Genomic DNA, 23,874 nt, shown 5'->3' with positions numbered 1-23,874 from the left:
TGGGCGCCCCGCGCCCTCCGGATAACGTTTTCGTCACGGCGCGCGGTCCTTGCGTTCAACTCTTGCAGCCAAGAACGCTCACTGTCACACTCAGGGCACCGCCGATGGGGGCGGTCCACTGTTGGAGGACGTTTCAATGAAGAAATCCACCACACGAGCGATGCTGGGCGTCAGCGCCCTGCTGCTCGCGATCACCACCCTGGCGGGCTGTTCCAACGGCGCGGACGCCGGGACCGGTTCCGGCGGAGGCGGCGGGGACGCGTCGAAGGCCAAGATCGGCCTGCTCCTGCCCGACTCCGTCACCGCCCGCTACGCCAGCGCCGACCGGCCGCTCTTCACCGCCGAGGTGAAGAAGCAGTGCAGCGGCTGCTCGGTCATCTACGCGAACGCCGACGGCGACGCGTCGAAGCAGCTGCAGCAGGCCCAGTCGATGCTCACGCAGGGCGTCAAGGTCCTGGTCCTCGACCCGTTCGACGGCGAGGCCGCAGCATCCATCGTCCAGCAGGCGAAGGCCAAGAAGGTGCCGGTGATCTCCTACGACCGGCTCATCAACAGCCCCGACCTGAGCTACTACATCTCGTTCGACAACGAGAAGGTCGGTGAGCTGCAGGGCCAGGCCCTGGTCGACGCCCTCAAGGCGAAGAAGGTCCCGGAGGGCTCGGGCATCATCATGGTGAACGGCTCCCCCACCGACAACAACGCCTCGCAGTTCAAGAAGGGCGCGCACTCGGTCATCGACGACAGCGGCTACAAGGTGCTCGCCGAGTACGACACTCCCGGATGGGACCCCGCCAAGGCGCAGGACTGGGCAGCCGGTCAGATCAGCAAGCTCGGCAAGGACGAGATCACCGGCGTCTACGCGGCGAACGACGACACCGGCGGCGGCGTCATCGCGGCCCTGAAGTCGGCCGGTGTCACCGAGCTCCCGCCCGTCACCGGGCAGGACGCCTCGCTCGCGGGCATCCAGCGGATCCTCGCCGGTGAGCAGTACATGACCGTCTACAAGGCCTTCAAGCCCGAGGCGTCGAAGGCCGCCGACCTGGCGATCCAGTTCGCGAAGGGTGAGACGCCGAAGGGCGACACCACCGTCGACACCGCCGGAGGCGCCAGCGTCCAGTCGACGCTGCTCGACCCGGTCGCCGTCACCACGGACAACGTCCAGTCGACGGTCGTCAAGGACGGCCTGTACGAGGTGTCGAAGATCTGCACCGCGCAGTACAAGACAGCCTGCGACAGCGCCGGCATCAAGTAGGTCCGACCCCCTCTGCCCGCCCGGTCCGACTGCGGACCGGGCGGGCCTCACCGATCGAGGACGACACCCGTGAGCACGACACCCGTGAGCAACGCGTCACCAGCAGCACACCCCTCCGCCGACCCGGTGATGTCCCTGCGCGGGATCACCAAGCGGTTCGGCGCCGTCCAGGCCCTCAGCGACATCGACTTCGACGTCTACCCGGGCGAGGTGGTCGCCATCGTCGGCGACAACGGCGCCGGCAAGTCGACGTTCGTCAAGATCCTCGCCGGGGTCTACACGCCCGACGGCGGCACGATCACCTTCGGCGGCGACGAGGTCACCGTCCCGAACCCCGCCGCGGCCCAGACCCTCGGCATCGCCACGGTGTTCCAGGACCTCGCCCTCGCCGACAACCTCGACGTGGTCTCGAACCTGTTCCTCGGGCGCGAGATCGCCCACCCGTTCCTCGACGAGGAGGAGATGGAGCGCCGCTCGTGGGAGCTCCTCCAGCAGCTCGCCGCCCGGATCCCGTCGGTACGGATCCCGATCGCGTCGCTGTCCGGTGGGCAGCGGCAGACCGTGGCGATCGCCCGCTCGCTGATCGGCGACCCGCAGGTGGTCGTCCTCGACGAGCCCACCGCCGCACTCGGTGTCGCACAGACCGCCGAGGTCCTGAACCTCGTCGAACGCCTGCGCGAGCGCGGACTCGGCGTCGTCCTCATCAGCCACAACCTCGCGGACGTGCAGGCGGTCGCCGACCGGGTCGCGGTCCTGCGACTCGGCCGCAACAACGGCACGTTCCGCATCGACGACGTCTCCTACGAGGAGATCATCGCGGCCATCACCGGTGCCACCGACAACGCCGTCACCCGTCGCGCCGCCGCCCGCACCGAGCAGGAGACCTCCGCATGAGCAAGACCGACGAGACCCTCACCGCAGCGACCCCGACTCCTTCGGCCGCGGACCTGCAGGACGAGCGGCTCCTGCGCGACCAGGGGATCGGCGGCGCGGCGAAGGCGTTCGTCCGCCGGGTGCGCGGCGGCGACATCGGTTCGCTGCCGGTGGTCGTCGGGCTCATCGTCATCTGGGCGGTGTTCCAGGCGCTCTCCCCCGACTTCCTGTCCCCGGGCAACCTGGTCAACCTCGCCCTGCAGTGCGCCGCGGTCGGCACCATCGCGATCGGCATCGTCCTCGTGCTGCTGCTCGGCGAGATCGACCTGTCCGTCGGAAGCGTCAGCGGACTCTCCGCCGCGATCCTCGGCCAGGGCCTGACCACACTCGGCTGGCCGCTGTGGCTCGTGCTCACCGTCGCCCTGGCCGTCGGTGCCGCGGCCGGCCTGCTCTACGGCCTGCTGTTCACCCGCTTCGGGGTGCCGAGCTTCGTCATCACGCTCGCCGGTCTGCTCGGGTTCCTCGGGCTGCAGCTGCTCATCCTCGGACCGAACGGCTCGATCAACCTGCCGTACGACTCACCGATCGTGCAGTTCGCCTCGGCCTCGTACCTGCCGCCGTGGCTCGCGTACCTGCTGGCCGTCCTGGCCGCCGGCGGGCTCTTCTTCACCGAGGTCCGCCGTGCTGCCCGTCGCCGTCGTGCCGGACTGTCGACCGGAGCGATGTCCCTGACCGTCGTGAAGGCCGTCGCCCTGTTCCTCGGCCTCGCGCTGATGGTCTGGTACCTGTCGCGCGACTTCGGCACCGGCACCTCGTTCGTGTTCTTCGTCGTGCTGGTCGTGCTGATGAACTTCGTGCTGAAGCGCACCCGCTGGGGCCGCTCGGTCTTCGCGGTCGGCGGCAACGTCGAGGCAGCACGGCGCTCCGGCATCCGGGTGAACCGCATCTACATCTCGGTGTTCATGCTGACCTCGCTCTTCGCCACCGTCGGCGGCATCCTCGCCGCGGCCCGCCTGAACTCGGCGAGCCTGTCGTCCGGCGCCGGAGACACGAACCTCAACGCGATCGCCGCAGCCGTCATCGGCGGGACCAGCCTGTTCGGCGGCCGTGGCAGCGCCTGGTCGGCGCTGCTCGGCATCATCGTGATCCAGTCGATCTCGAACGGGCTCACCCTGCTGAGCCTCGACTCGTCGATCCGCTACATGATCACCGGCGCGGTCCTGCTGCTCGCCGTCATCATCGACTCGCTCTCGCGGCGCAGCCGCGCCAGTCACGGCGCGGCCTGAGCGGGGCCCGTGTCGCCTGGTGCGAGGTTGCACACGCTGTGCGACCTTCGATGCCTCGCACCAGGTGCGCGACCTCGCACCGAGCGGATGCCCGTCGACGCCGACGGACGGGAGGCCCGTTGCCAGCCGGTACCGGCGCATCGCGCCAGCGGGGCGACGGCCGAGCCTGGAGGGACGGTGCCAGCTGGCACCGTCCCTCCCGGCCGTCGTCCCTGACAGTTCACTGCCGGACTTGGCCGACTGGCCAAGTCCGGCAGTACGGTCGATCCATGACCCTCCACCAAGAGCACCGCAGCATCGAGGAACGGCGGCAGCAACTCGTCGACGCCGCGATCGCCGTCCTGCGCGACGGCGGGATCGCCGCGCTCACGACGCGCGCCGTCACCACGGCCGCCGGACTGCCGCACGGCGCGTTCCACTACTGCTTCACCTCGAAGTCGGCACTGTTCCGGGCGGTGCTCGAACGGCAGCTGCGCGGTGCCATGGCGGCCGCGTTCGCGACGCCGAGCACACGGCTCGACCCACAGGCGCGGATCGCCGCAGGCCTGGTGGCGCACCTCGGACGGACCCGGAGCGACCCGGCGACCGCGCTCGCCCTCGTCGAACTCGTCACGCACTCCCGTCGCGATGCCGACCTGGCAGAGCTCGCCGCGTGGGAACAAGGGGCATACCTCGAGGCCGTCCGCGCACACGTCGACGCCTGGTCGGGCGAGGACGGGATCACGTGGGTGGTACCCATCGACCAGGTCGCGCGCCTGCTCATCGCGACCGCCGACGGCGTCAGCGGGTCGTGGCTCGCCGACCGCGATGACACCGCCGCTTCCGAGACCGTCGCCACGGCGGCGCGGGCGATCGCCAGCCTCGTCGACGGAGGTGCCTCGTGAAGTGGCTCTTCCTCGGGATCGCGATCGTCGCCGAGGTCACGGGTGCCCTGTCGATGCAGGCAGCCGTCGAGCAACCAGCCTGGTACGCCGTCGTCGGCGTCGGGTACGTCACCGCCTTCGTCATGCTCATCCGGGTGCTCCGGAGCGGCATGGGCGTCGGCGTCGCCTACGGCATCTGGGGAGCTTCCGGGGTCGCCCTGACCGCGGTGCTCGCTGCCGTCCTGTTCGGGCAGACCCTGACCCTCACGATGATCGTCGGGATCGCGCTCATCGCGGTGGGCGTGCTCCTGGTCGAGGTCGGGTCCCAGCGGGCGCTCGCACGTCGCGAGCAGGAGGCCCGCTGATGGGGTGGGTCCTGCTCGCGATCGCGATCGTCACCGAGGTCGGCGCGACGATCAGTCTCAAGCTGGCGACGGACGGCAAACGCGTCTGGTACGGCGCCGTCGTGGCGGGCTACCTCATCGCGTTCAGCCTGCTCGCGGTGGCGTTGACGCTCGGCCTGCCGATCGGGGTCGCCTACGGCATCTGGGCCGCGACGGGCGTCGCCCTGACCGCGATCCTCGGACGCGTGCTCTTCCGCGAACCGCTCACGGCACTCATGCTCGGCGGGATCGCGCTGATCATCGTCGGCGTGCTCCTGGTCGAACTCGGGCACTGAGCGAGTCGCGGCCGCCGAGCACCGTCACTTGCTTTTCGAACCCGAGGTGCCCGGCAGGCTGAGGATGTTGTCGGTGCCCTGCGGCACGACGATGAGCGAGCCGTTGTCGCCGGCGCTCTTGAGCGCCTCGATCTCGCGCTGCTTGAGGGCGGCGTCGGAGAGCGGGTGCTCGTTGAGGACCTCGTTGGCGTCGGCCTGACCCTGTGCCTCGGCGACCTGCTGCTGCGCCTGCACCTTCTTGGCGTCCAGGAGCGCGCGCTCCTTCGTGACCTGGATCTGCGCCTGCTGCGCGGTGGCGTAGGCGTCGATGACCGACTTCGGCGGCGTGATCTCCTGCAGGGCGAAGTTGTCGACGTGCACGCCCGAGCCCTTCCACCGCTTCTCGAGCGCCTGGATCATCGCCTTCTCGACGGTGCCGCGCTTGGTGATGAGCTCGATGGTGGTGAAGTCGTTCGGCACCTGGCGCACGACGCTGCGCACCGAGTTGCCGATGAACTGCGTCTTGAAGTTCTCCTCGGTCTTGTACGACCGGTAGATGTCGGTGACCGACTTCGCGTCGATGCTGTACTGCAGGTTGAGGCTGACGTTCGACGAGACGCCGTCCTGGTCCTGCACCGTGACGTACGGGCCGGAGCGGACGTTGCCGTTGTTGTCCGAGTCGGAGCCGTTGACCGCGTTGATGTAGGTGACGGTCTGGTTGCGGATGTTGAACGTGTGCAGCGTGGCCCACGGCGCCTTGAAGTGGAACCCGGAGTCCGTGCTCTGCCCGACGATGTTGCCGGAGATGTCCACCTGCACCTTCGACTCACCCGTGTCCTGCGCGTACAGGGTGCTGCCGAGCGTGAGGCCGACGAACAGGACGCCGGCGGCGGCCGCGGTCCACGTCGCGATGAGGTTCGGGCGGCGGGTCGGGACGGCGGGGCGTGCCTCGCGACCGGGTGTGGCCGGTCGTGCGGGGGTGGAGTAGGTGCGTGTTCGGAAGAAGAGCGCGACGAGCGCGATGACGAGGAAGACGATGGCGGCGACGAACATGACGATCACTCCTGGATGCTTGTCCGTGCAGTCTGCCGTACCCGGAGGGGCGCGGGTGACGCGGGGGCGCGGGGTCGCCGGGGTCCGTGTCGTCTGGTGTCCGTGTCGTCTGGCGTCCGTATCGTCTGGTGTCCGTGTCCTCTGGTGCGAGGTTGCGCACCTGGTGCGACCCTCGATGCCTCGCACCAGGAGTGCAACTTCGCACCGAGCGTGCGTCCATCGAACCCGAGCCGCCCGCCCGGCCACGCGTCGGGGGTCAGACGTCAGTACTCGGCACGACGCGTTGCCTCGGCGAGGTCGCTCGGGTTCACCACCCCGGAACCTCGACCCGCACCGAACTGATCCGGCCGGCACGCGTCTGCGCCGTCACAGTCGGGTCGTAGCTGTCGGCGGTCGCCAGGTAGAGGGTGCGACCGTCCTCGCCACCGAGCGCACAGTCGATCGCGCAGTCCCCGGGTGCGTCGATGCGGTCCGTCACCTCGCCGCCCTCGACGACCCGCAGGAACTCCCCCGTGTCGACCGAGCAGACCCAGATCGCGCCGTCACGGTCGACGGTGCTGCCGTCCGGGGTCACGCCGCCGGGCAGGGCTGCCCACTCGCGCCGGCCGGTCAGCGAACCGTCGTCCTCGATGTCGAAGGCGGTGAGGCGGCCACCCCACGTCTCGCTGACCACCAGGGTCCGGGTGCCGGGCAGGATGTTGGCGCTGTTCGGGAACACCAGGCCCTCGGCGGCGAGGCGGACCGAGCCGTCAGGGTCGATCACGTAGAGCGGGCCGGGGCGCAGTTCCTCGCCCGCGTACAGGTCGTACCCGAAGGCACCGATGTAGGTCCGGCCGGTCTGGGCGTCGACGACCAGATCGTTCACGAGCGACGACTCGATCGTGGACAGGTCGGCGAACACCGAGGTGCTGCCGTCCGGGTCGACGGCGACGACCGTGCGGGACTCCATCGAGCTGACGATCAACCGCCCGTCGGCGAGCCACCCGAGCCCCGACGACTGCCCGTCGACCGTCGCCTCGAGCCGGGGGCCGTCGGTCGAGGACGGGTCGACCGAGAACACCTCGCCGGCGTGCATGTCCGAGTACCAGAGCCGCCCGTCGTGCCAGCGGTTGCCCTCTGGGAAACGGATGCCGGAGATGACGATGTCGGTCGCGGAGTCCAGGGTGATGTGCACGGATCCAGCCTGCCAGCGGGACCGGGATGCTGCCCGGACGGATGCCGTGACGGCGGCCTAGGGTCGTCCCATGCCGGGTCGTCACCTCATCCACCACCTGGGCGTCTTCGCCAGCGACTTCGCCGCGAGCGACGCGTTCTACACCGCCGCCCTCGCGCCCCTCGGCATCGGAGCGGGCTACCGCACGGACGCCGTCGCCGAGTTCTGGCAGCACGGGGACGACACCCCGAGTGTCTCGCTCGAGACCGCCCGGACCCCCGGAGCGACGACGCGCGGACTCCACCTGGCGTTCGAGGCCGGGTCACGGAGCGAGGTCGACGCCTTCCACCGCGAGGCCGTGGCTGCCGGCGGGGTGTCCCGGCACGAGCCGCGCTACTGGCCGGAGTACGGCGCGTACACGACGTTCGTGTCCGACCCGGACGGCAACAACGTCGAGGCCCTGGTCAAGGAGACCCGACCCTGACCCACAGGACCAAGGTCTCGGCGACGCACTGGGCACGACGGACCCGGCACCACGCATCTGGCACGATCGACCCATGCCCCTCGACGGAACTCCCCTGCACCGGCTCGGCTTCCTGACGATCGGGTCGTTCGACCCCGCACGACCGTCCGAGGGCCACGAGGACACCCTGCGCGTGATCGAGCGCGCCGAGGCCCTGGGCTTCGACAGCGCCTGGCTGCGCCACCGGCACCTGCAGCACGGCATCTCCTCCCCTGTCGCGCTGCTGGCCGCCGCCTCGCAGCGCACCTCGCGCATCGACCTGGGCACCGCCGTCACCCCGATCGGCGCGGAGAACCCGTTCCGCCTCGCGGAGGACCTCAGCACGGTCGACGTCCTGCTCGGCGGCCGCCTGAGCCCGGGGTTCTCGGTCGGCACCCCGATGAACTTCGACCTGTACCGCGACGCGATCTACCCCGACACCCTGGAGCACGAGGACCTCGGCAACGACCGGCTCCTGCGCTTCCGTGACCTGGTGCGCGGTGACCCGGTGACGGCCACCGAGACCGTCGAACGCCGCGGCATCGAGGAGTTCGCGAGCACCGTCCAGCCGCACAGCGACGGCCTGGCCGAACGGATCTGGTACGGCACCGGCAGCACGAAGTCGGCCGTGTGGGCGGGTGAGAACGGCTTCCACCTGCTCACCTCGAGCGTCACCCGCAGCGAGAACGGCACCGACTTCGCCACGAACCAGCGCGCCCAGATCGACGCCTACCTCGACGTCCACCCCGACCCCGCTGCCGCCCGCGTCTCGCAGGGTCTGGTCGTCATCCCGACCGACACCGCGACCGCCGAGCAAGAGGCCCGCTACCGCGCCTACGTCGACAGCCGCTCGGGTCGCGTCGGCGTGCCGCAGGGCCCCGCCGGGATGCTCTTCGCCGCCGACCTGGTGGGCACCTCGGCCGAGATCGCGGACCGGCTGCGTGCCGACGTCGGCTACCAGGCGGTCACCGAGGTCGCCTTCGCGCTCCCGTTCTCGTTCGAGCCGGACGACTACGCGCAGATCATCACGGACATCGCCGAGCGGCTGGGTCCGGAACTCGGCTGGGCGCCGGAGCGCGCGGTCTGAGAACGGCGCCAGAACGGCGAACGGGAGGCACAGTGCCAGCTGGCACCGTGCCTCCCGTCCGCCGTCGACTCGCGCCCAGGGCGCGCTCACGGCGCCGGATCAGTCCTGCTGGTCCGCCTCCACCGCGTCCCGCAGCCGGTCGAGCACGTCCGGCACCGCTGAGCGCACCCGACTCCAGCTCGGGATGAACGGCTTGTCGTTCGGCCGCGCCGTGAAGGCGCCGCCGGCGTCGAGGATCGCCTTGGTGAAGAGCTCCACCGCGGCTTCCTCGGCGTGCTGGTCGAACGCGAGCCCGCTCATCTCGGCTTCGTGCCGGTACACCTCGACGATGTCGAGCGCGTTCCGGTAGTACGTCGCCTTGAGCACGCGGAACGAGTCGGACGTGAGCGGGACGCCCATGGTCGCGAGCTTCCGGAGCAGTGACTGCACGATGTCGTTGCCCATCCGGGCGAGGCCGCCGGTGCCGTCGGCCTCGGCGAGGGGCTGGTGCTTGTGGTCGTACGCGTCGGCGATCTCCACCTGGCACACCTGCCGGGTCGCGTAGTCGCGGTACACCTCGGAGAGCATGCCGATCTCGAGTCCCCAGTCGCCGGGGATCTTCAGGCCGTTCAGCACGTGGGCACGCATCGCGAACTCGCCGGACAGCGGGTACCGGAAGCTGCTCAGGTACTCCAGGTATTCGGACTCCCCGTAGACCTGGCGGAGCGAGCGGAGCAGCGGCCCGACGAGCAGCCGCGCGGCGCGGCCGTTGATCCGACCGTCGGCGACGCGGGCGTAGTAGCCCTTCGAGAACTCGTAGTCGAACGCGGGGTTCGCGACCGGGTAGAACAGCCGCGCGAGCATACCCCGCTCGTAGGTGGTGATGTCGCAGTCGTGCAGGGCGATGCAGTCCGCCCGCTCCGACGCCAGGGCGTAGCCCGTGCAGTACCAGACGTTCCGGCCCTTGCCCGGCTCCCCCGGTGCCAGCCCCGCGCGCTCCAGTTCGGCGTCGAGCTCGCGCAGCCGCGGCCCGTCGTTCCACAGGATGCGGTGCCGCTGCGGCAGCCGCGAGAAGAACTCGCGGGCGTGCTCGAACTGCGAGCGGTCGGCCCGGTCGAGCCCGATCACGATCTCGCTGAGCCAGTCGGCCTCGGCCAGCTCGTCGACGATCCGCGACAGGGCCGGACGCTCGAGCTCGGAGTACAGCGCCGGCAGGATCAGGCTCATCGGGCGTTTCTCGGCGAAGCCCCGCAGGTCCTCCTCGAGGCTCGCGGTGCTGCGGCGACCGAGGTCGTGGAACGTCGTGATGACGCCGTTCTGGTGGAAGTCGCTCATCGGTGGCTCCTGACGGACGGGGTGGTGAACCGGGTGAGGCCCTCGGTCCAGCCCTGCGGGCCGGGGGCGGTCGTGCGGTGGACGCGCTCGGGGCGGTCGTCGGCGAGTGGTCCGGGTGCCGGGCCGTGCCCGCGGACCACGACGGCGAAGTCGACCGCGTCGAGCAACGCGGTGTCGTTCGGGCCGTCACCGAGTCCGATCGTGCGCGGGACCGTCCCCGTCCGACGCTCGTGGTCGGCGATCAGCGTCCGGACCGCCGCGCCCTTGTCGCGGCCCGCCGGCAGCACGTGCCAGAACCGGCCGCCCCGCACCAGGTCGAGGCCGACCGCGGCGAGCGCCGCGCGGAACGCGTCCGCCCGGTCGTCGTCCTCGGCGTGCCAGAGCAGCACCTCGGACGCCTCGCGCTGCTGCGCGCGTCCGGCCGCTTCGAGGTCGAGCCCGGTCCACGCGGCGACGACCGCATCGGTCACGCCGCCGAAGGTCTCGAACCGCAGATGCAGTGCCCGGCGGACGCGGGCGAGTTCGGCGTGCAGCCGCTCGAGGTCGCCGTCGACCGGTCCGACCAGCACCTCGCCCGCCGATCCCACCACGACCGCGCCGTTCTCCGCCACGAACGCGTGCCCGTCGAGCCCGGTGCGCGCCTGCAGCGCCGTGATCTCGGCACGCGTCTTGCTGCTGCAGAACACCACGGGGACGTCGTCCGCCCGCAGCTGTTCCAGCATCGGCAGGGCCGCGTCGAACGAGTAGTCGTGGTGGTCGAGGAACGTCCCGTCGAGGTCCGTGACGATCATCAGGTCGGGTGTTGGCATCGTGCTCCGCTGGCGGCTGGCTGGGCTGCGGGCGACGATGCCCCGGACCACCTTGCCACGCGCATGCGTCGGTTGGGTGAACAAGCCGGCGTCGGTCGCGCGACGCGACCAGCGGACGGACTGGAGGCACGGTGCCAGCTGGTACCGCGCCTCCAGTCCGTCGTCACGCACGCTCAGAGCCAGTGCCGCCGCTTGAACACCGCCCACAGCACGACCGCCAGCAGGACCATCGCGACGATCGCCGCCGGGTACCCCCACGCCCACCGCAGCTCGGGCATGTGCTCGAAGTTCATGCCGTAGATCGACGCCACCAACGTCGGGGCGAACAGGATCGCCGCCCACGACGAGATCTTCTTCACCTCTTCGCCCTGCTCCATCGACGCCCGAGCCAGCCGCCGGCTCTCCTCCCCCTGCGCCAGGCTCGCGCTGGTCATCCGGCGCATCGCGTCGTTCTGCTCCTGCGTCACCAGGGTCGAGTGCAGCGTGAGGGCGTTCTCGAGCAGCGTCCGGAACGTGTCCACCCGCTCGGTGACGCGGATCGCGTGGTCGAGGACGTTCCGCAGCTGGTTCTGCACCTCGGTGTCCGTGCCGTACTTCTCGGCACCGCGCAGCAACGCGTTGAGCATCCCGGGCAGCGGGCCGATGGCACGCTGGAACCCGATGACCTCGCTGAGCAGCTGGTAGATCCGCCGCGAGGACGCCGGGTCGACGTCGCCGTCGAACAGGTCGTCCTCGATGTCGTCGATGTCGTCCTGCAGCCCGGCGACGACGGGGGCGTAGCTGTCGATGACCTCGTCGAGGACCGCGCAGAGCACCGCCTCGGACCCGCGCCCCAGGGCGTCCGGGTCGGCTTCGAGTCGCTTCCGCACGTCGGCGAGGTTCGGTCGTTCCGCCTGCCGGACGGTGACGACGAAGTCGCGCCCGGTGAACAGGTGCACCTCCCCGAACTCGACCGTCTCCTCGTCCTCGTCGTACCAGGCGGGTCGCAGCACCACGAACAGGGTGTCGCCGTACCGCTCGAGCTTCGCCCGCTGGTGCCCCTTGTGCGCGTCCTCGACGGCGAGCGGGTGCAGCCCGAACTCGTCGGCGACGGAGGCCAGTTCGCTGGCGGTCGGTCGGAACAGCCCGATCCAGGCCATCGCGCCCCTCCCGGCGGCGTCGAGCGCTTCGTACGTGCGCCCGAGGTCCGCGGGCGAGTCCGTCCGCGTTCCGTTGACGTAGATGCCGTTGTCGATGAGGGCCACCGGTGTCCTCCTGGTTCCGTGGTGCATGCGGGCAACCTGCCGAGCATGCCGGACCGCCGACGGCGCGAGCGCTTCCCTGACGGAGCCCTCACGCTGCGCGCCGGATTCCTGTCGGAGTCCTGACACGCCCTGGGCGCGACCCAGGGACGGACTGGAGGCGCGGTGCCGGCTGGCACCGCGCCTCCAGTCCGTCAGCCGTTGCGTTCAGAACCGCCGGCAGCCGGATCCGCTCGTTGCGTTCAGGGGACGTCCTCGCCGAAGGCGAGCAGCGTCCACGGCTCCAGGTCGTGCATCCCGACGCTGGTCTCCCGCTCGGTACGATCCGGCCGGAACTCTCGCTTGACGTAGTCGACGAGATCATCGCCGTAGATGACCACGTCCGTCTGGTACACCGAGAAGACCGGCGCCCCGCTGCCGACCGGCGCGGCAGGCAGGTAGCGGTGCGAGTACAACGGCACCAGCTGCGGCCACTGCAGCAGGTGCCGCTCGGCCACCTCGAGACGCTGCGACTCATCGCTGGGTCGCTCGCCCCACGACCCGGGCCAGAAGGCGTCGTGACCGACGTCGAACAGGACGCCCTCGACCGGCCACCGGATCGCCCGTCGCAGCCGTTCGTCGTCCCGAGCGCGCCAGTCGAACCAGCCGTCCCCGCTCGGCACTGCGAGGGAGAGCAGGGCTCGGTGGTCCGCGCCGAACCGGACGCCGTACCGACGCTCGGCCCGGGCCAGTTCCCGTTCGGACAACCCGCGTTCGATCGCAACGCCGAACGTCCGGAGGAGTTCGACGGTCAGGGCTGCAGACACCCCCGCAGCCTAGGCGGACGGGCGCGAGCCCCACGAGCACGTGGCAGACGAGACGGCGTGGATCTGACGGAACCCTCGGCACGACAGCGAAGATGGCCAGGTGAATCGCACCGATCGGCTCTACGGCCTCGTGGAGGAGTTGCGCGCCGTCTCCCCGCAACCGCGGAGCGCGCGTCGTCTCGCGGAGCGGTTCGAGGTGTCGGTGCGGACCATCGAACGGGACATCTCCGCGCTGCAGCAGTCGGGTCTGCCCATCTGGGCGGAGCCCGGCCGGACCGGCGGGTACGTCATCGACGCGTCCGCGACGCTCGGCCCGGCGGGTTTCACACCGGACGAGGCCCTCGCGGTGCTGATCGGGCTCGGCTCGCTGGGGCGCAGTCCGTTCCGGCAGGCGGCGCAGACCGCGGCCAGGAAGACGCTCGCGGTGATGCCCGCCGGGGACGCCGCACGAGCCAGCGCACTGGCGTCCCGGGTGCACTTCCTGGAGGACGACGAGGACACGGTCGCCCCGGCCGGGTTCGCGGCGGCCCTGCGTGCCGATCGAGTCGTGCGGCTGCGGTACCGGGACGCCGACGGAGCGGAGTCCGTCCGGGACGTCGAACCGCTGGGGTCGATCGGGAAGGACGGTCAGTGGTACCTCATCGCCTGGTGCCGGAAGCGCGACGGGGTGCGGGCGTTCCGGGGCGACCGGATGCTGTCCGTCGAGGTCACCGACGAGCGGCCCGCGCAGCGCGTCCTGCGATCCGAGGACCTCGCGATCCAGTACGGACGACTCCGGCCAGTCCTCGACGAGTAGCTGCGCCGTCGGTTTCCGGAAACGCGGTCGGTTTCCGGAAACACCGACAGGACGGTGTCGCGGCAGTCGGTGAAGCTGGTCGCTCCGAGTCAGCAGCACCACCGTGAGGAACCCCATGTCGTTCGCATCCGTCCGCATCATCACCGACGACCTCGAAGGCATGGTCGCCTTCTACGAGCGGATCACCGGCCAGCCGGCCGAGCGCCCCGCACCGGTCTTCGCGCAGTTCAGCGGCCCGGGTGGGAACCTCGCGATCGCCAGCACCGCCACGGTCGCCATGCTCGGCGGCGCGCTGACGCCCGCGACGAACCGTTCCGTGCTCGTCGAGTTCGAGGTCGCCGACGTCGACGGCGACTTCGCCGGACTGCAGCTCAGCAGCGACGACGTCGTCCTCGAACCGACCACGATGCCGTGGGGCAACCGCTCCGCACTGGTCCGCGACCCGGACGGCAACGTCGTCAACCTGTTCAGCAGGCCCGCCGCCAGCTAGTCGGGGGTGCTCAGGCGGCGGCGGCGTTCGCCGACGAGCGGCACTCCTCCGGCGGCCGCCCCGCGACGGACTCCGCCGCGATGTCGCGGAGCCGCGCGAGGCGGTCGTGGGTGGCACCGAGGGCCTCGATCTGGCGTCGGATGCGATCGCTCTCCTCGTCGAAGTGGTCGAGCATCGTCCGCGTCGCGACCCCGGTGTCGAGGAAGGGCAGGATCTCGACGATCCGACGACTCGGCATGCCCGCCGCGTAGAGCATCTGCATGAAGCGCACCCGCGCGACATCGGGCTCGCGGTACTCCCGGTGTCCGCCCGTGGTCCGCTCGGACTCGAGGAGGCCCTGTTCCTCGTAGTACCGCAGCGACCGGACGCTGACGCCGGCCCGTTCTGCGAGTTCACCGATCCGCATCGTTCTGTCCCTCGGGCTTGATTCTCACGTTGACGTCAGGTTCTACCGTAGCGGCATGAACCTCTCTGGAGCCACCGCCCTCGTCACCGGCACGAACCGCGGTATCGGACGCCACCTCGCCGCGCAGCTGATCGGACGCGGGGCGAAGGTCTACGCCACCGCCCGAAGCCCTGAACTGATCGACCTCGAGGGCGTCGAGCGCCTCGCCCTCGACATCACCTCCCCCGCGTCGGTCGCAGCGGCCGCCGCGGTCGCGACCGACGTCGATCTCCTGGTCAACAACGCCGGGATCGCGACCACGGCGACCCTGCTGGGCGATCTGGACGCAGCGCACGCCGACATGGACACGAACGTCTGGGGCACCCTGTCCGTGATCCGCGCGTTCGCGCCGGTCCTGGCGGCGAACGGCGGTGGGGGCATCGTGAACATCGCCTCGGGTGCCTCGTGGCTCGCCATGCCCGGAGCCTCCGCCTACGCGGTGTCGAAGGCCGCCCTGTGGAACATGGGCAACGCGTTGCGTCACGAGCTGGCCGGCCAAGGGACCGCGGTGATGTCCGTGCACCTCGGAGTGGCCGACACCGACATGACCGCGGGGATCTCGATGGCCAAGACCGACCCGGCGGACGTGGCGCGCGCGACCCTGGACGGGGTCGAGCGCGACGACTACGAGGTCGTCGTCGACGAGCAGACCGCGTTGATCAAGCAGATGCTCGCCGGCCGCCCCGAGGAGCTGTACGCCGTGGTGGCGCAGATGCTCGCGTCGTAGGAGCCGGCTTCACGCAGCCTTCGGCACGGCCGCCAGCGTGCGGCCGTGTCGTGCTGCCTGCTCTTCAGCCCGGACCCGCAGCTCGTCGGCCAGCTCCGCGAACTGGTCGAGGGCGGGGTTCACCCCGACGAGCGTGAACTCACGCGTCACCATGTCGAGGTCGAGCTGCGACTACTGAGACGGCCCGGTCGTGAGTTCGGCCACCTCGACGACCGCATCGTCCGGCATCTCGGGGTAGTAGTTCTCACGGAGCTGCTGACCGAAGAGCTGCATGTCCGTCTCCGGCGGCTGATGCGCCTGTTCCGCCGTGAGGGTGTCGAGCCGGTACCGGTGCACGGCGGTGATCGTGCCGGCCACCGGTTCGGCGGTCGGGTGATCGTCGAACACGAACGTCGCCGCGCCGACCTGCACGGACTCGTTCCACCGCACGGTTGTGACCTTCTCGCCACGGATGATCGCTTCGTGGTGCTTCTGGTGGAAGTGGACGGTCCCTGGGACTGTGTCGGCCATTCCCCCAGCTTGCCGGACGTCACGCGCAGTGAGCGCGCCCGGTCCCGCGCTGAGGACTCAGCGATCGAGGAGGACCGGCAACTCGCGATCGGTCTCAGCGACCTGGGTGAGCTTCATGGCGACTGGTCGAAGCGGCCGTGACATCAACACCTTGTTCAGGAGCCCGCGGAGCGCGAGCGCGAGTCGGGACTGCGGGTACGCCAGAGCCTTGAGCCCACGAGGGAGGTCCTGCACATCATCGACCAGCGGGCGCATCCATGTCTCGTAAGCAGTCAGCGCTGCCGCCTGGTCCTTCGTCGCGTCTGCGAGCTCCGCGGCCAGGACGTACCCGGCGGTGAGCGCGAGCGAGGCGCCGCCGCCGCCCATCGGTGTGACGCACCATCCGGCGTCACCGGCCATCACGACGTGGCCGCGGTGCCAGGTCCGCATCCGGATCTGCTGGAGCTGGTCGATGTAGACGTCCGGGGACGTGTCGAGCGCGTCCAGGACCCGCGGCGCCTCCCACCCGACTCCGTCGTACCTGCGCCGCACCGCCGCGAGTGTCTGCTCACGAGTCAGGCCGATGACGTCGTCCCCGGGAGAGTAGGCGAGGATCGCGCGCGTGGTGCCGTACGGGTCGGGTCGCAGGTGGACCTGGCGTCCGCGGACGGCGTTGTGCCACCGCCACCGGTCGTCATCGCCGTCGGTCCGGGGGATGGTCCCGAAGACCATGGTGACGTCGAGGTCGCGCTGGTCGACGTCGTCCTCGTCGAAGACCGTCGCACGGGTGCGGGACCGCACACCCTCGGCTATGACGAACAGGTCCGCGCGCAGGCGCTGCCCCTTCTCGGTCGTCACGGTGACTCCCGCAGCGTCGTCGTCGACGTCCGACACGGTGTCCCCGTAGACGAAGGAGACGCCGGGCGGCAGGTTGTCGAGGATCGTCCGAGCGAGGTCGCCGCGCAGGATCTCGAGTTCCGCTGTCGCACCGCCAGCCCCGTCGGAGGGCAGTTCGGCGGTGACGGCCCCTCGCCCGTCGACGAGGACGGTGCCCGTCTCGGTGGTGTTCCGTGCCTTCACGGCGTCGAACAAGCCCATCTTGCGCAGCACGTCGCGCGCGACGCCTCGGACGTCGACGTTCTGTCCGCCGTCACGGAACACAGCGGCGCGTTCGATGACGGTCACGTCCCATCCGGTCCGTCGGAGCCAGTAGGCGGTCGAGAGGCCAGCGATACTGGCTCCTGAGATGACAGCGGTGCGGTTTGCCATGGTGTTCCTCCGTTGCGAGCTTTACAGTAAAGATACTACACAGTAAAGGAATCTGATGGACGACGTGTTCGAGATGGAGTGGGACGCACCCCAGGTCGAGGTGATGGAAGCGCTCCAGACGTGGGCGGTGGCGTTCGCCGAGCTCAACCAGCTGATGTCCTCGTGGCTCGACCTGCCGACCACGGACGCGAACGCCCTCGGACAGGTGCTCTGGGCCGACTCGTCCGGGGACCCGCTGTCGCCCGCACGGCTCGGGCAGCGGATCGGCATGACCTCCGGCTCCGTGACGGTGCTGCTGAACCGCTTGGAAGCGGCCGGTCTGCTCGCACGCAGCCGCGAGCACACCGACCGGCGCCGGGTGACGCTCCGTCCGACACCGGCTGCGCGGGAACGCGCGCGGGCGTTCACGGAGCGGTCGACCGCCGAGATCGCTGCCGCCCTGCAAGAGGTGCCTGCAGCGGAGCTCGAGCACCACGCCGCGTTCATCCGCCGCATGGTCGGTGCCGCGTCGGATGCCGCGGACCGGCTCCGCGGGTAGACGCCGTCGAGGTTTCCCGGTCGAGAACCGCACGGCATGGATGCGGCGGCCGGTAGCACCGTCCGGTCACCCCCAGGTCAAGGGCTGTTCACCCGCTGCCGCTACCTCTGCTTGTCGGACCGCCGCCCGAGGGTCCCGATACCGGAGGCCCCATGAACACCCGCACCGCACTGTCCTGCATCGCCGTCGCTGCCCTCGCCTCGCTGATGCTCGGAGCACCGGCGCACGCCGCCGAGGCCAGCTTCTACAGCAGCAAGCAGCCGTACATCGCCCCCAGCCAGTCGGACATCGACGCCTACTCGCCGGCACCGACGGGCTACGCAGCCGTCGCCACGGAGTCGGTCGCCCGCCACGGATCCCGGGGGCTCTCCGCGTACAAGTACGACGCGCTGCTGCACCGTCTCGCCGCGACCGCGCAGGCCGAGAACGGGTTCCTGACGCCGGAGATCGGGAAGGAGTTCTCCGCGAACCTCGATGCCATCACCGCGGCGAACGTCGCGAACGGCTACGGCATGCTCACCGGTCAGGGTGCCGCCCAGCACCAGGGCATCGGAGCGCGAGCCGCGCAGCGCAACAAGCAGCTGTTCGCAGCTGCGGCGAAGACGGGCGGGCGAGTGGTCGCCGAGACCTCGGGTGAGTCTCGCGCCACGGAGTCGGGCGAGAACTTCTTGCGGGGCTTCGGGGCCGCGGGCGTCAAGCTCGAACCGCGGCCTGATCTGCTCTACTTCCACGACGTCGAGAACCCGGACGGCACCGACAAGGCCGAGGGGTCGCCCGAGCGCGAGCGCGCCCAGGCGTACGAGGACTACGTCGCCGCACAGACCGGTGACGGCGGCACGATCGCGGCGGCCTTGCAGTACATCGAGGCGAAACCGCGATCGGTCGAGGCGGCGCAGGACCTGCTCTCCGGCATCTTCACGCCCGGGTTCATCGCCGCGATCGGCACGGACAAGGCACACGTCTGGTACAACACCGCCGACGGCTCCAAGGGCGGCCCGGTGGCGTGTGCGCCCGGCGCCGACACCAAGGCTGATCCCGATGCCTGCGGCGATCCGAAGAAGTCGATCAAGAGCACCGTCGATGCGGCGATGTCGCTCTACAACCTGTACATCATCGCGGCCGACATGCAACAGGAGAACGTCGCTCCGCACGCGTTCGACTTCGCCCAGTACTTCGCTGGCCGGCCGGCGGATGCCGAGTGGTTCGCGTACCTGCTCGACGCCGAGGACTTCTACGAGAAGGGCCCGAGCCTCGCCGGGCACGACGAGACCTACTCGATCGCCGAGCCCCTGCTCGACGACTTCTTCGCCACGATCGACGCCCGCGTCGCCGGCGGCGACGTGGTCGCGACCTTCCGCTTCGCGCACGCCGAGACGATCATCCCGTTCGCTGCGCTGCTGCGTCTGCCGGGATCCACCGTCGCCGCGCCCGACAACGCCGCTCCGGCCTCGGACGCCGACGTCTACGACGACGCCACCAACCCGTGGCGAGGCTCCCAGGTGACGCCGATGGCGGCGAACGTGCAGTGGGACGTCGTGTCGCGAGCAGGCATCGACCCCGCTACCGGAGCCGCTTACACGCCGCTCGTGCGCATGCTCTACAACGAGCGGGAGATCGCGTTCGCCTCCGGATGCCGTGCAGTCGCCGCAGGGTCGCACTGGGTCAAGGAGACCGAGCTCAAGCACTGCCTCACCGGCACGGCGATGACCGAGAGCCCGCTGATCGCTGCAGCCACGCCAGGACCGACCGCGACGCCCACCGCGGAGCCCGCGCCGACCCCGACCGTGACACCGGTGACCCAGGGGGCCGGCACACCGACGACCCCGGCGACGGCGACGGGCACGCTGGCCGCGACCGGAGCGAGGTCACCTGTCGGACCGGCGTTGCTCGCGACACTGCTCCTGATGGCCGGTGCCGGGACTCTGGTGCTGCGTCGGCGGCGTCGCCTGCGACCCACCGAGTGACACCGACGCGGATCCGAGGCTTCTCGAGATGACCAGCCGGTACCGGCGCACCGCGCCAGCGGGGTGACGGCCGGACTGGAGGCACGGTGCCAGCTGGCACCGGGCCTCCAGTCCGTCATCGGCTCGAGTCCACGGCCACGAATGACGCGACCACGGCGCTCACCAATGCGGCGGAAGCCGCGAAACGAGCCGACCCCCGGCTGCCCCTTCCTCGGGAGCCCTCCTGGTCGTATGGTTTACAGCGTTGTAAACGGGCCGCCGCAGGGACGGCCCGCAGGTCACGGCCGTTGCACGGCCCGATGGACGACGACGTCCACGAGGAGCACCCACTTGCGCCCCATCTCCTTCCGATCCCGAGGGCTGCGCCGTGCGCTGTCGTCGGGCATCGTCGCTGCGACCGCCCTCGGCATGCTCGGGATCGCCGCGATCCCGGCCGCCGCGGACCCCGCAGCCGACCGCACCGTCGTCTCGGGCCAGGCCCGGTTCGAGGTGCTCTCCCCCACCCTGATCCGCACCGAGTACGCGGGTGACTCGCAGTTCACCGACGGCAGCACCTTCAACGTCATCGGCCGCGACGACTTCGCACCCACGACGTTCACGAAGACCGAGCGGGACGGCTGGCTGACCCTCGACACGGGCGCGATGACCGTCCGGTACAAGGAGGGCTCGGGGGCCTTCACGCAGGACACTCTGCAGACCACCGTGACCACGGCCTCCGGGCAGCGGGTCACCGGCACGCCGTGGGTGTCGACGCCCACCCCCTCGTGCACGATCGGGTCGCTCTGCGAGGCCGAGGCGCTCGGGCTCACCGGCCTGTCCCTCGCGACGGACCACACGGGCTTCACCGGAGCCGGGTTCGCCGCGGGCTTCGAGTCCGTCGGCAACGCGATGACCTTCACGACCACGGCGGCACGTGCCGGCTCGTACGACCTCGCCCTGCGCTACGCGAACTCGCAGGGCGGCGACGGCCAGGTCGCCACCCGCACCCTCAGCGTGAGGGTCGACGGCGGTGCCGCGAAGACGATCCGGCTCGCACCCGGCGCGAACTGGGACGACTGGAAGCCCACCGCTGCCACGACGCTCGACCTGACGGCGGGAGAGCACAGCGTGCGCATCGAACGCACCGCGGACGACTCCGGCCGGGTGAACGTCGACAGCCTGGCCCTGGTCGGCACCGGCGCCGCCTACCCGGCACCGTCGACCACGGTCACCGGCGAGGACTGCGCGTTCGGCACCGTGTGCCAGGCCGAGGACTCGGCACGCACCGCTCCGGCGACGACCGCCACGAACCACAACGGCTTCGCCGGGGACGGCTTCGTCGCCGGGTTCGAGCGTGCCGGGGCGCAGCTGACGACCCACGTCACCGGAGTGCCGGCCGCGGGCGACTACGCCCTGCAGGTCCGCTACGCCAACGGCTCCGCCGCGACGCCGACGCTCACCGCGGCCCCGACCGGTCAGCAGGCCACCACTGCACCGCTCCCGAAGACGAGCGGCTGGGACTACTGGAACACCGCCACCGTGCCGGTGCACCTGGCCGCCGGCACGAACGACGTCGTGATCGGGTGCCCGACCGTGGCGAACAACTGCAACGTGAACTTCGACACCGTCGCCGTGGTCGACACCGCGTCGCCGGTCCTCGCCGCACATGCACCGCTCGGCGGGTACCGACGCGACCTCGACACCGCCAACGGATCGGTGAAGACGAACCCGGGTCTGCTCTACCAGGACGGCTGGTCACTCCTCGACGACAGCGCCTCGGCGCTGTACGACCAGGCGACCGACACCGTCACCCCCGCCGACGACCACGGCGGCGAGCGCTACCAGGACGGCTACGTCTTCGGGTACGGCAGCGACTACCGCCACGCCCTGCAGGAGCTCGCCGTCCTGACCGGTCCGACGAAGCTGCTCCCCCGCTGGGCGTACGGCGTCTGGTACTCCGAGTACTACGACCGATCACAGGCCGACTACCTTGCGATCGCGAAGCGGTTCGACGACGAGGACGTCCCCGTCGACGTCATGGCGATCGACACCGACTACAAGATCGGCAGCCCCACCAACCAGGGCGACAGCAAGTGGAACGGCTGGTCGGTCGACCCGTCCCGGATCCCGGACATGACCGGCCTGCTGGCCGACTGGCACGCCCAGGGCATCCACAACACCCTCAACATCCACCCGTCGATCTCGAGCCAGGACCCGCAGTTCGCGAAGGCCCAGGCCACCGCGAAGGGCAAGCTCACCAAGGGCGACGGTGACCGGTACCTGTTCGACTGGTCCGACCCCGACCAGCTCAAGGCCTACTTCGACCTGCACACCTCGCTGCAGCCGAAGGGCGTCGACATGTGGTGGCTCGACTGGTGCTGCAGCGAGAACTCGAAGTACTCCGCGAACGGCGTCACCCCCGACGCGTTCATCAACCAGCAGTACGCGGAGTACACGGACCAGGCGCTCGGCGGCCGCGGGCTCGCGTTCTCGCGGGCGTACGGCTCGCTGACGGCCGGTGGCTACGGCAACCCGCAGGCGGTCCCGACCGGCCCGTGGGCGGACAAGCGCACGACCGTGCACTTCACCGGCGACACCACGTCGTCGTGGGACATGCTGCTCGCCGAGGTCGGCTACACCCCCGGTGAGTCCGCCGCGACCGGCCTGGCCGCGGTCAGCCACGACATCGGTGGCCACAACGGTGCGCAGTACGGCATCGAGGGCGCCGAGGAGGGCACGACCCAGCTGCCCGAGGACCTCTACGCCCGCTGGGTGCAGCTCGGCACCTTCCAGCCGATCGACCGCCTGCACAGCAACCACAGCGACCGACTGCCGTGGCAGTACCCGGCCGCTGCCGAGGCGTCGGCGAAGCGGTTCCTGAACCTCCGCGAGGCCCTGGTCCCACTGACCTACACGCTCGCCGCCCGGGCCACCGAGACGGGCACCCCGATCCTGCAGCCGCTCTACCTGCAGTACCCCGAGGCGCAGGAGTCCTACGCCCAGGCCGGCTCGGAGTACCTGTACGGCCCGGACGTGCTCGTCGCCCCGGTCACCGCCGCGAACGACGACTCCGGCAAGGCGACCCGCTCCGTCTGGTTCCCGGCCGGCAGCTCGTGGACCGACTGGTTCACCGGTGAGACGTACGCCGGAGGCACCACCGCCGACGTGACGACCGACCTGAACAGCATGCCGGTGTTCGTGAAGAGCGGCGGCATCGTCCCCGCCCGCTCGGAGCAGGTCGGGAACGACGCAGCACCGCTCGACGCCGTCACCCTGACGGTGGCGACCGGAGCGAACGGTTCGTTCGACCTGCACGAAGACGCCGGTGAGGACGGCGCCGCGGACAGCGCCGCTGACGGCGCCGCGAAGTCGAGCGCGATGACCACGGCCGCCGCGTCCGCGAAGGCCACGGCGGGCAGCGCCTCCACAGCCGTCCGCTACACGCAGCAGGCGACCGGCGGCTCGCTCGCCATCGCCCCCGCCGACGGTTCCTTCGCCGGCCAGGTGCAGGACCGATCGTGGACGGCGACGTTCACGAACGCCGACCGCCCCCGCACCGTCACCATCGACGGCCGGGTGATCGCGGACACCGCCTGGACCTACGACGCCGACACCCGCACCATCAGCGTGCCGGTCGACGAACGGTCCGTGACGAAGCGAACCGTCGTCGCCTTCAGCAGCAAGGCGGCGGCGACCCCGGTCCTGCGGGTCGAGTCGCCTCGGGTGGACGCGGGCGACACGCAGACCGTGACCGGCGCCGGGTTCCCGGCGGACACCGACGTGGCTCTGGCAACCGCGCCACGCATCGGTGGTGCCACCGCGCACACCGACGCGAGTGGTGCGTTCTCGACCGACCTGCGGGTGCCGGGCACGGCGTCCGGTCGGGTGACGGTCACCGCATCGGTCGACGGTGTGGCCCTGGCTCGGGCCGCCTTCGCCGTGGTGGCTGCGGCTGCTCCGGCGCCGACCACCTCGCCGGGTGCTGGCACGCCGGGCAGCGGCGCTCCGACGCCGGGTGGCAACGGATCCGGTGCACCGGGGGCGGCAGCGCCGGGCAACGGCGGCGCGGACGCCGGCAGCGACCCGGGCGGCGCACTGGCCTGGACGGGCGCGAACCTGCTCCCCCTCGGGCTGCTGGCGGCGGCACTGCTCGCGGCCGGTGGACTCGTGTGGACGCTGCGGAGCCGGCGACGCCGCGCGCGGGTCTGAGCCCGCCTGAGCGGTTACCCGTCACGGGCGGATGACGGACGGACTGGAGGCCCGGTGCCAGCTGGCACCGG

The 23,874-nt window shown here is 70.6% G+C and carries 24 protein-coding genes; 14 read left to right on the top strand and 10 right to left on the bottom strand.

What is annotated here, in order from left to right; translation table 11 throughout:
- Nucleotides 1-136 precede the first annotated feature (136 nt).
- From BR70_RS0102710 to BR70_RS0102685, 6 genes are all read left to right on the top strand, one after another.
- On the top strand, nucleotides 137-1,252 hold the full coding sequence (locus BR70_RS0102710; protein WP_027464816.1) for a sugar ABC transporter substrate-binding protein: 1,116 nt from the start codon (nucleotides 137-139) through the stop codon (nucleotides 1,250-1,252).
- 129 nt (nucleotides 1,253-1,381) lie between these two features.
- A complete protein-coding gene (locus BR70_RS0102705) occupies nucleotides 1,382-2,146 on the top strand; it encodes an ATP-binding cassette domain-containing protein (protein ID WP_111038920.1) in 765 nt (254 codons plus the stop codon).
- Nucleotides 2,143-3,411, top strand: a complete 1,269-nt coding sequence (locus tag BR70_RS0102700; protein ID WP_035807698.1) for a sugar ABC transporter permease — start codon at nucleotides 2,143-2,145, stop codon at nucleotides 3,409-3,411. The genes BR70_RS0102705 and BR70_RS0102700 overlap by 4 nt, the downstream gene beginning before the upstream one ends.
- Nucleotides 3,412-3,680: 269 nt before the next feature.
- Nucleotides 3,681-4,295 carry a TetR/AcrR family transcriptional regulator gene (locus tag BR70_RS0102695; RefSeq protein ID WP_027464813.1) on the top strand — a complete coding sequence of 205 codons (615 nt, stop codon included), beginning with the start codon at nucleotides 3,681-3,683 and terminating at the stop codon, nucleotides 4,293-4,295.
- Nucleotides 4,292-4,639 carry a DMT family transporter gene (locus BR70_RS0102690; RefSeq protein WP_027464812.1) on the top strand — a complete coding sequence of 116 codons (348 nt, stop codon included), beginning with the start codon at nucleotides 4,292-4,294 and terminating at the stop codon, nucleotides 4,637-4,639. The genes BR70_RS0102695 and BR70_RS0102690 overlap by 4 nt, the downstream gene beginning before the upstream one ends.
- Nucleotides 4,639-4,953, top strand: a complete 315-nt coding sequence (locus tag BR70_RS0102685) for a DMT family transporter (protein WP_027464811.1) — start codon at nucleotides 4,639-4,641, stop codon at nucleotides 4,951-4,953. Before BR70_RS0102690 ends, BR70_RS0102685 begins: the two co-directional genes overlap by 1 nt.
- Nucleotides 4,954-4,977: 24 nt before the next feature.
- Here BR70_RS0102685 and BR70_RS0102680 read toward each other — a convergent pair whose 3' ends face one another.
- Both BR70_RS0102680 and BR70_RS0102675 read right to left on the bottom strand, forming a co-directional pair.
- Nucleotides 4,978-5,985 carry an SPFH domain-containing protein gene (locus BR70_RS0102680; RefSeq protein ID WP_214523964.1) on the bottom strand — a complete coding sequence of 336 codons (1,008 nt, stop codon included), beginning with the start codon at nucleotides 5,983-5,985 and terminating at the stop codon, nucleotides 4,978-4,980.
- A 307-nt stretch (nucleotides 5,986-6,292) separates the two neighbouring features.
- Nucleotides 6,293-7,159, bottom strand: coding sequence for an SMP-30/gluconolactonase/LRE family protein (locus BR70_RS0102675; protein ID WP_027464809.1), 867 nt, complete (start codon nucleotides 7,157-7,159; stop codon nucleotides 6,293-6,295).
- Nucleotides 7,160-7,229: 70 nt separating this feature from the next.
- Between BR70_RS0102675 and BR70_RS0102670 the strand changes: the two genes are divergently transcribed.
- Together BR70_RS0102670 and BR70_RS0102665 are read left to right on the top strand one after the other, a co-directional pair.
- Nucleotides 7,230-7,622 (top strand): VOC family protein, encoded by a 393-nt coding sequence (locus tag BR70_RS0102670; protein WP_027464808.1) that lies wholly within the window; start codon nucleotides 7,230-7,232, stop codon nucleotides 7,620-7,622.
- Nucleotides 7,623-7,695: 73 nt separating this feature from the next.
- Nucleotides 7,696-8,727, top strand: a complete 1,032-nt coding sequence (locus BR70_RS0102665; RefSeq protein WP_027464807.1) for an LLM class flavin-dependent oxidoreductase — start codon at nucleotides 7,696-7,698, stop codon at nucleotides 8,725-8,727.
- 99 nt (nucleotides 8,728-8,826) lie between these two features.
- On the opposite strand, the gene BR70_RS0102660 is transcribed toward BR70_RS0102665, so the two are convergent.
- From BR70_RS0102660 to BR70_RS19175, 4 genes are all read right to left on the bottom strand, one after another.
- Nucleotides 8,827-10,041 carry a glycosyltransferase family protein gene (locus BR70_RS0102660; protein ID WP_027464806.1) on the bottom strand — a complete coding sequence of 405 codons (1,215 nt, stop codon included), beginning with the start codon at nucleotides 10,039-10,041 and terminating at the stop codon, nucleotides 8,827-8,829.
- Nucleotides 10,038-10,850, bottom strand: coding sequence for an HAD-IIB family hydrolase (locus BR70_RS0102655; RefSeq protein ID WP_027464805.1), 813 nt, complete (start codon nucleotides 10,848-10,850; stop codon nucleotides 10,038-10,040). Before BR70_RS0102655 ends, BR70_RS0102660 begins: the two co-directional genes overlap by 4 nt.
- Nucleotides 10,851-11,023: 173 nt before the next feature.
- Entirely contained in the window at nucleotides 11,024-12,094 is a 1,071-nt protein-coding gene (locus tag BR70_RS0102650; RefSeq protein ID WP_027464804.1) for a magnesium and cobalt transport protein CorA, read from the bottom strand.
- 239 nt (nucleotides 12,095-12,333) lie between these two features.
- Entirely contained in the window at nucleotides 12,334-12,897 is a 564-nt protein-coding gene (locus tag BR70_RS19175) for a hypothetical protein (protein ID WP_051596542.1), read from the bottom strand.
- A 100-nt stretch (nucleotides 12,898-12,997) separates the two neighbouring features.
- Here BR70_RS19175 and BR70_RS0102640 point away from each other — a divergent pair, with 100 nt between their 5' ends.
- On the top strand, nucleotides 12,998-13,693 hold the full coding sequence (locus BR70_RS0102640; protein WP_027464803.1) for a helix-turn-helix transcriptional regulator: 696 nt from the start codon (nucleotides 12,998-13,000) through the stop codon (nucleotides 13,691-13,693).
- A gap of 115 nt (nucleotides 13,694-13,808) precedes the next feature.
- Nucleotides 13,809-14,183 carry a VOC family protein gene (locus tag BR70_RS0102635; protein WP_027464802.1) on the top strand — a complete coding sequence of 125 codons (375 nt, stop codon included), beginning with the start codon at nucleotides 13,809-13,811 and terminating at the stop codon, nucleotides 14,181-14,183.
- A gap of 10 nt (nucleotides 14,184-14,193) precedes the next feature.
- On the opposite strand, the gene BR70_RS0102630 is transcribed toward BR70_RS0102635, so the two are convergent.
- Complete coding sequence (locus BR70_RS0102630) at nucleotides 14,194-14,589, bottom strand: MerR family transcriptional regulator (protein ID WP_027464801.1); 396 nt, start codon at nucleotides 14,587-14,589, stop codon at nucleotides 14,194-14,196.
- A gap of 55 nt (nucleotides 14,590-14,644) precedes the next feature.
- On the opposite strand from BR70_RS0102630, the gene BR70_RS0102625 reads away from it, so the two are divergent.
- A complete protein-coding gene (locus BR70_RS0102625; protein ID WP_027464800.1) occupies nucleotides 14,645-15,355 on the top strand; it encodes an SDR family oxidoreductase in 711 nt (236 codons plus the stop codon).
- Between the two features lie 9 nt (nucleotides 15,356-15,364).
- On the opposite strand, the gene BR70_RS23075 is transcribed toward BR70_RS0102625, so the two are convergent.
- The 3 genes from BR70_RS23075 to BR70_RS0102610 are packed head-to-tail and all read right to left on the bottom strand — an operon-like array spanning nucleotide 15,365 to nucleotide 17,113.
- Nucleotides 15,365-15,508, bottom strand: a complete 144-nt coding sequence (locus tag BR70_RS23075; protein ID WP_155896741.1) for a hypothetical protein — start codon at nucleotides 15,506-15,508, stop codon at nucleotides 15,365-15,367.
- Nucleotides 15,509-15,526: 18 nt separating this feature from the next.
- On the bottom strand, nucleotides 15,527-15,865 hold the full coding sequence (locus BR70_RS0102615; RefSeq protein ID WP_027464799.1) for an ASCH domain-containing protein: 339 nt from the start codon (nucleotides 15,863-15,865) through the stop codon (nucleotides 15,527-15,529).
- Between the two features lie 57 nt (nucleotides 15,866-15,922).
- Nucleotides 15,923-17,113, bottom strand: coding sequence for an FAD-dependent monooxygenase (locus BR70_RS0102610; RefSeq protein ID WP_027464798.1), 1,191 nt, complete (start codon nucleotides 17,111-17,113; stop codon nucleotides 15,923-15,925).
- A 55-nt stretch (nucleotides 17,114-17,168) separates the two neighbouring features.
- Here BR70_RS0102610 and BR70_RS0102605 point away from each other — a divergent pair, with 55 nt between their 5' ends.
- The 3 genes from BR70_RS0102605 (at nucleotide 17,169) to BR70_RS19170 (ending at nucleotide 23,803) form a co-directional block, all read left to right on the top strand.
- On the top strand, nucleotides 17,169-17,651 hold the full coding sequence (locus BR70_RS0102605) for a MarR family winged helix-turn-helix transcriptional regulator (protein WP_027464797.1): 483 nt from the start codon (nucleotides 17,169-17,171) through the stop codon (nucleotides 17,649-17,651).
- 152 nt (nucleotides 17,652-17,803) lie between these two features.
- Nucleotides 17,804-19,615: a histidine-type phosphatase gene (locus tag BR70_RS0102600; RefSeq protein WP_027464796.1), complete on the top strand. Its 1,812-nt coding sequence runs from the start codon at nucleotides 17,804-17,806 to the stop codon at nucleotides 19,613-19,615.
- A gap of 330 nt (nucleotides 19,616-19,945) precedes the next feature.
- The gene (locus BR70_RS19170; RefSeq protein WP_197019604.1) at nucleotides 19,946-23,803 is read left to right on the top strand and encodes a TIM-barrel domain-containing protein; all 3,858 of its coding nucleotides are present in this window, start codon (nucleotides 19,946-19,948) and stop codon (nucleotides 23,801-23,803) included.
- Nucleotides 23,804-23,874 lie beyond the last annotated feature (71 nt).

It is taken from the genome of Curtobacterium sp. UNCCL17, assembly GCF_000686685.1.
GTDB lineage: Bacteria > Actinomycetota > Actinomycetes > Actinomycetales > Microbacteriaceae > Curtobacterium > Curtobacterium flaccumfaciens.
This window is presented reverse-complemented; position numbering and strand designations above follow the sequence as displayed.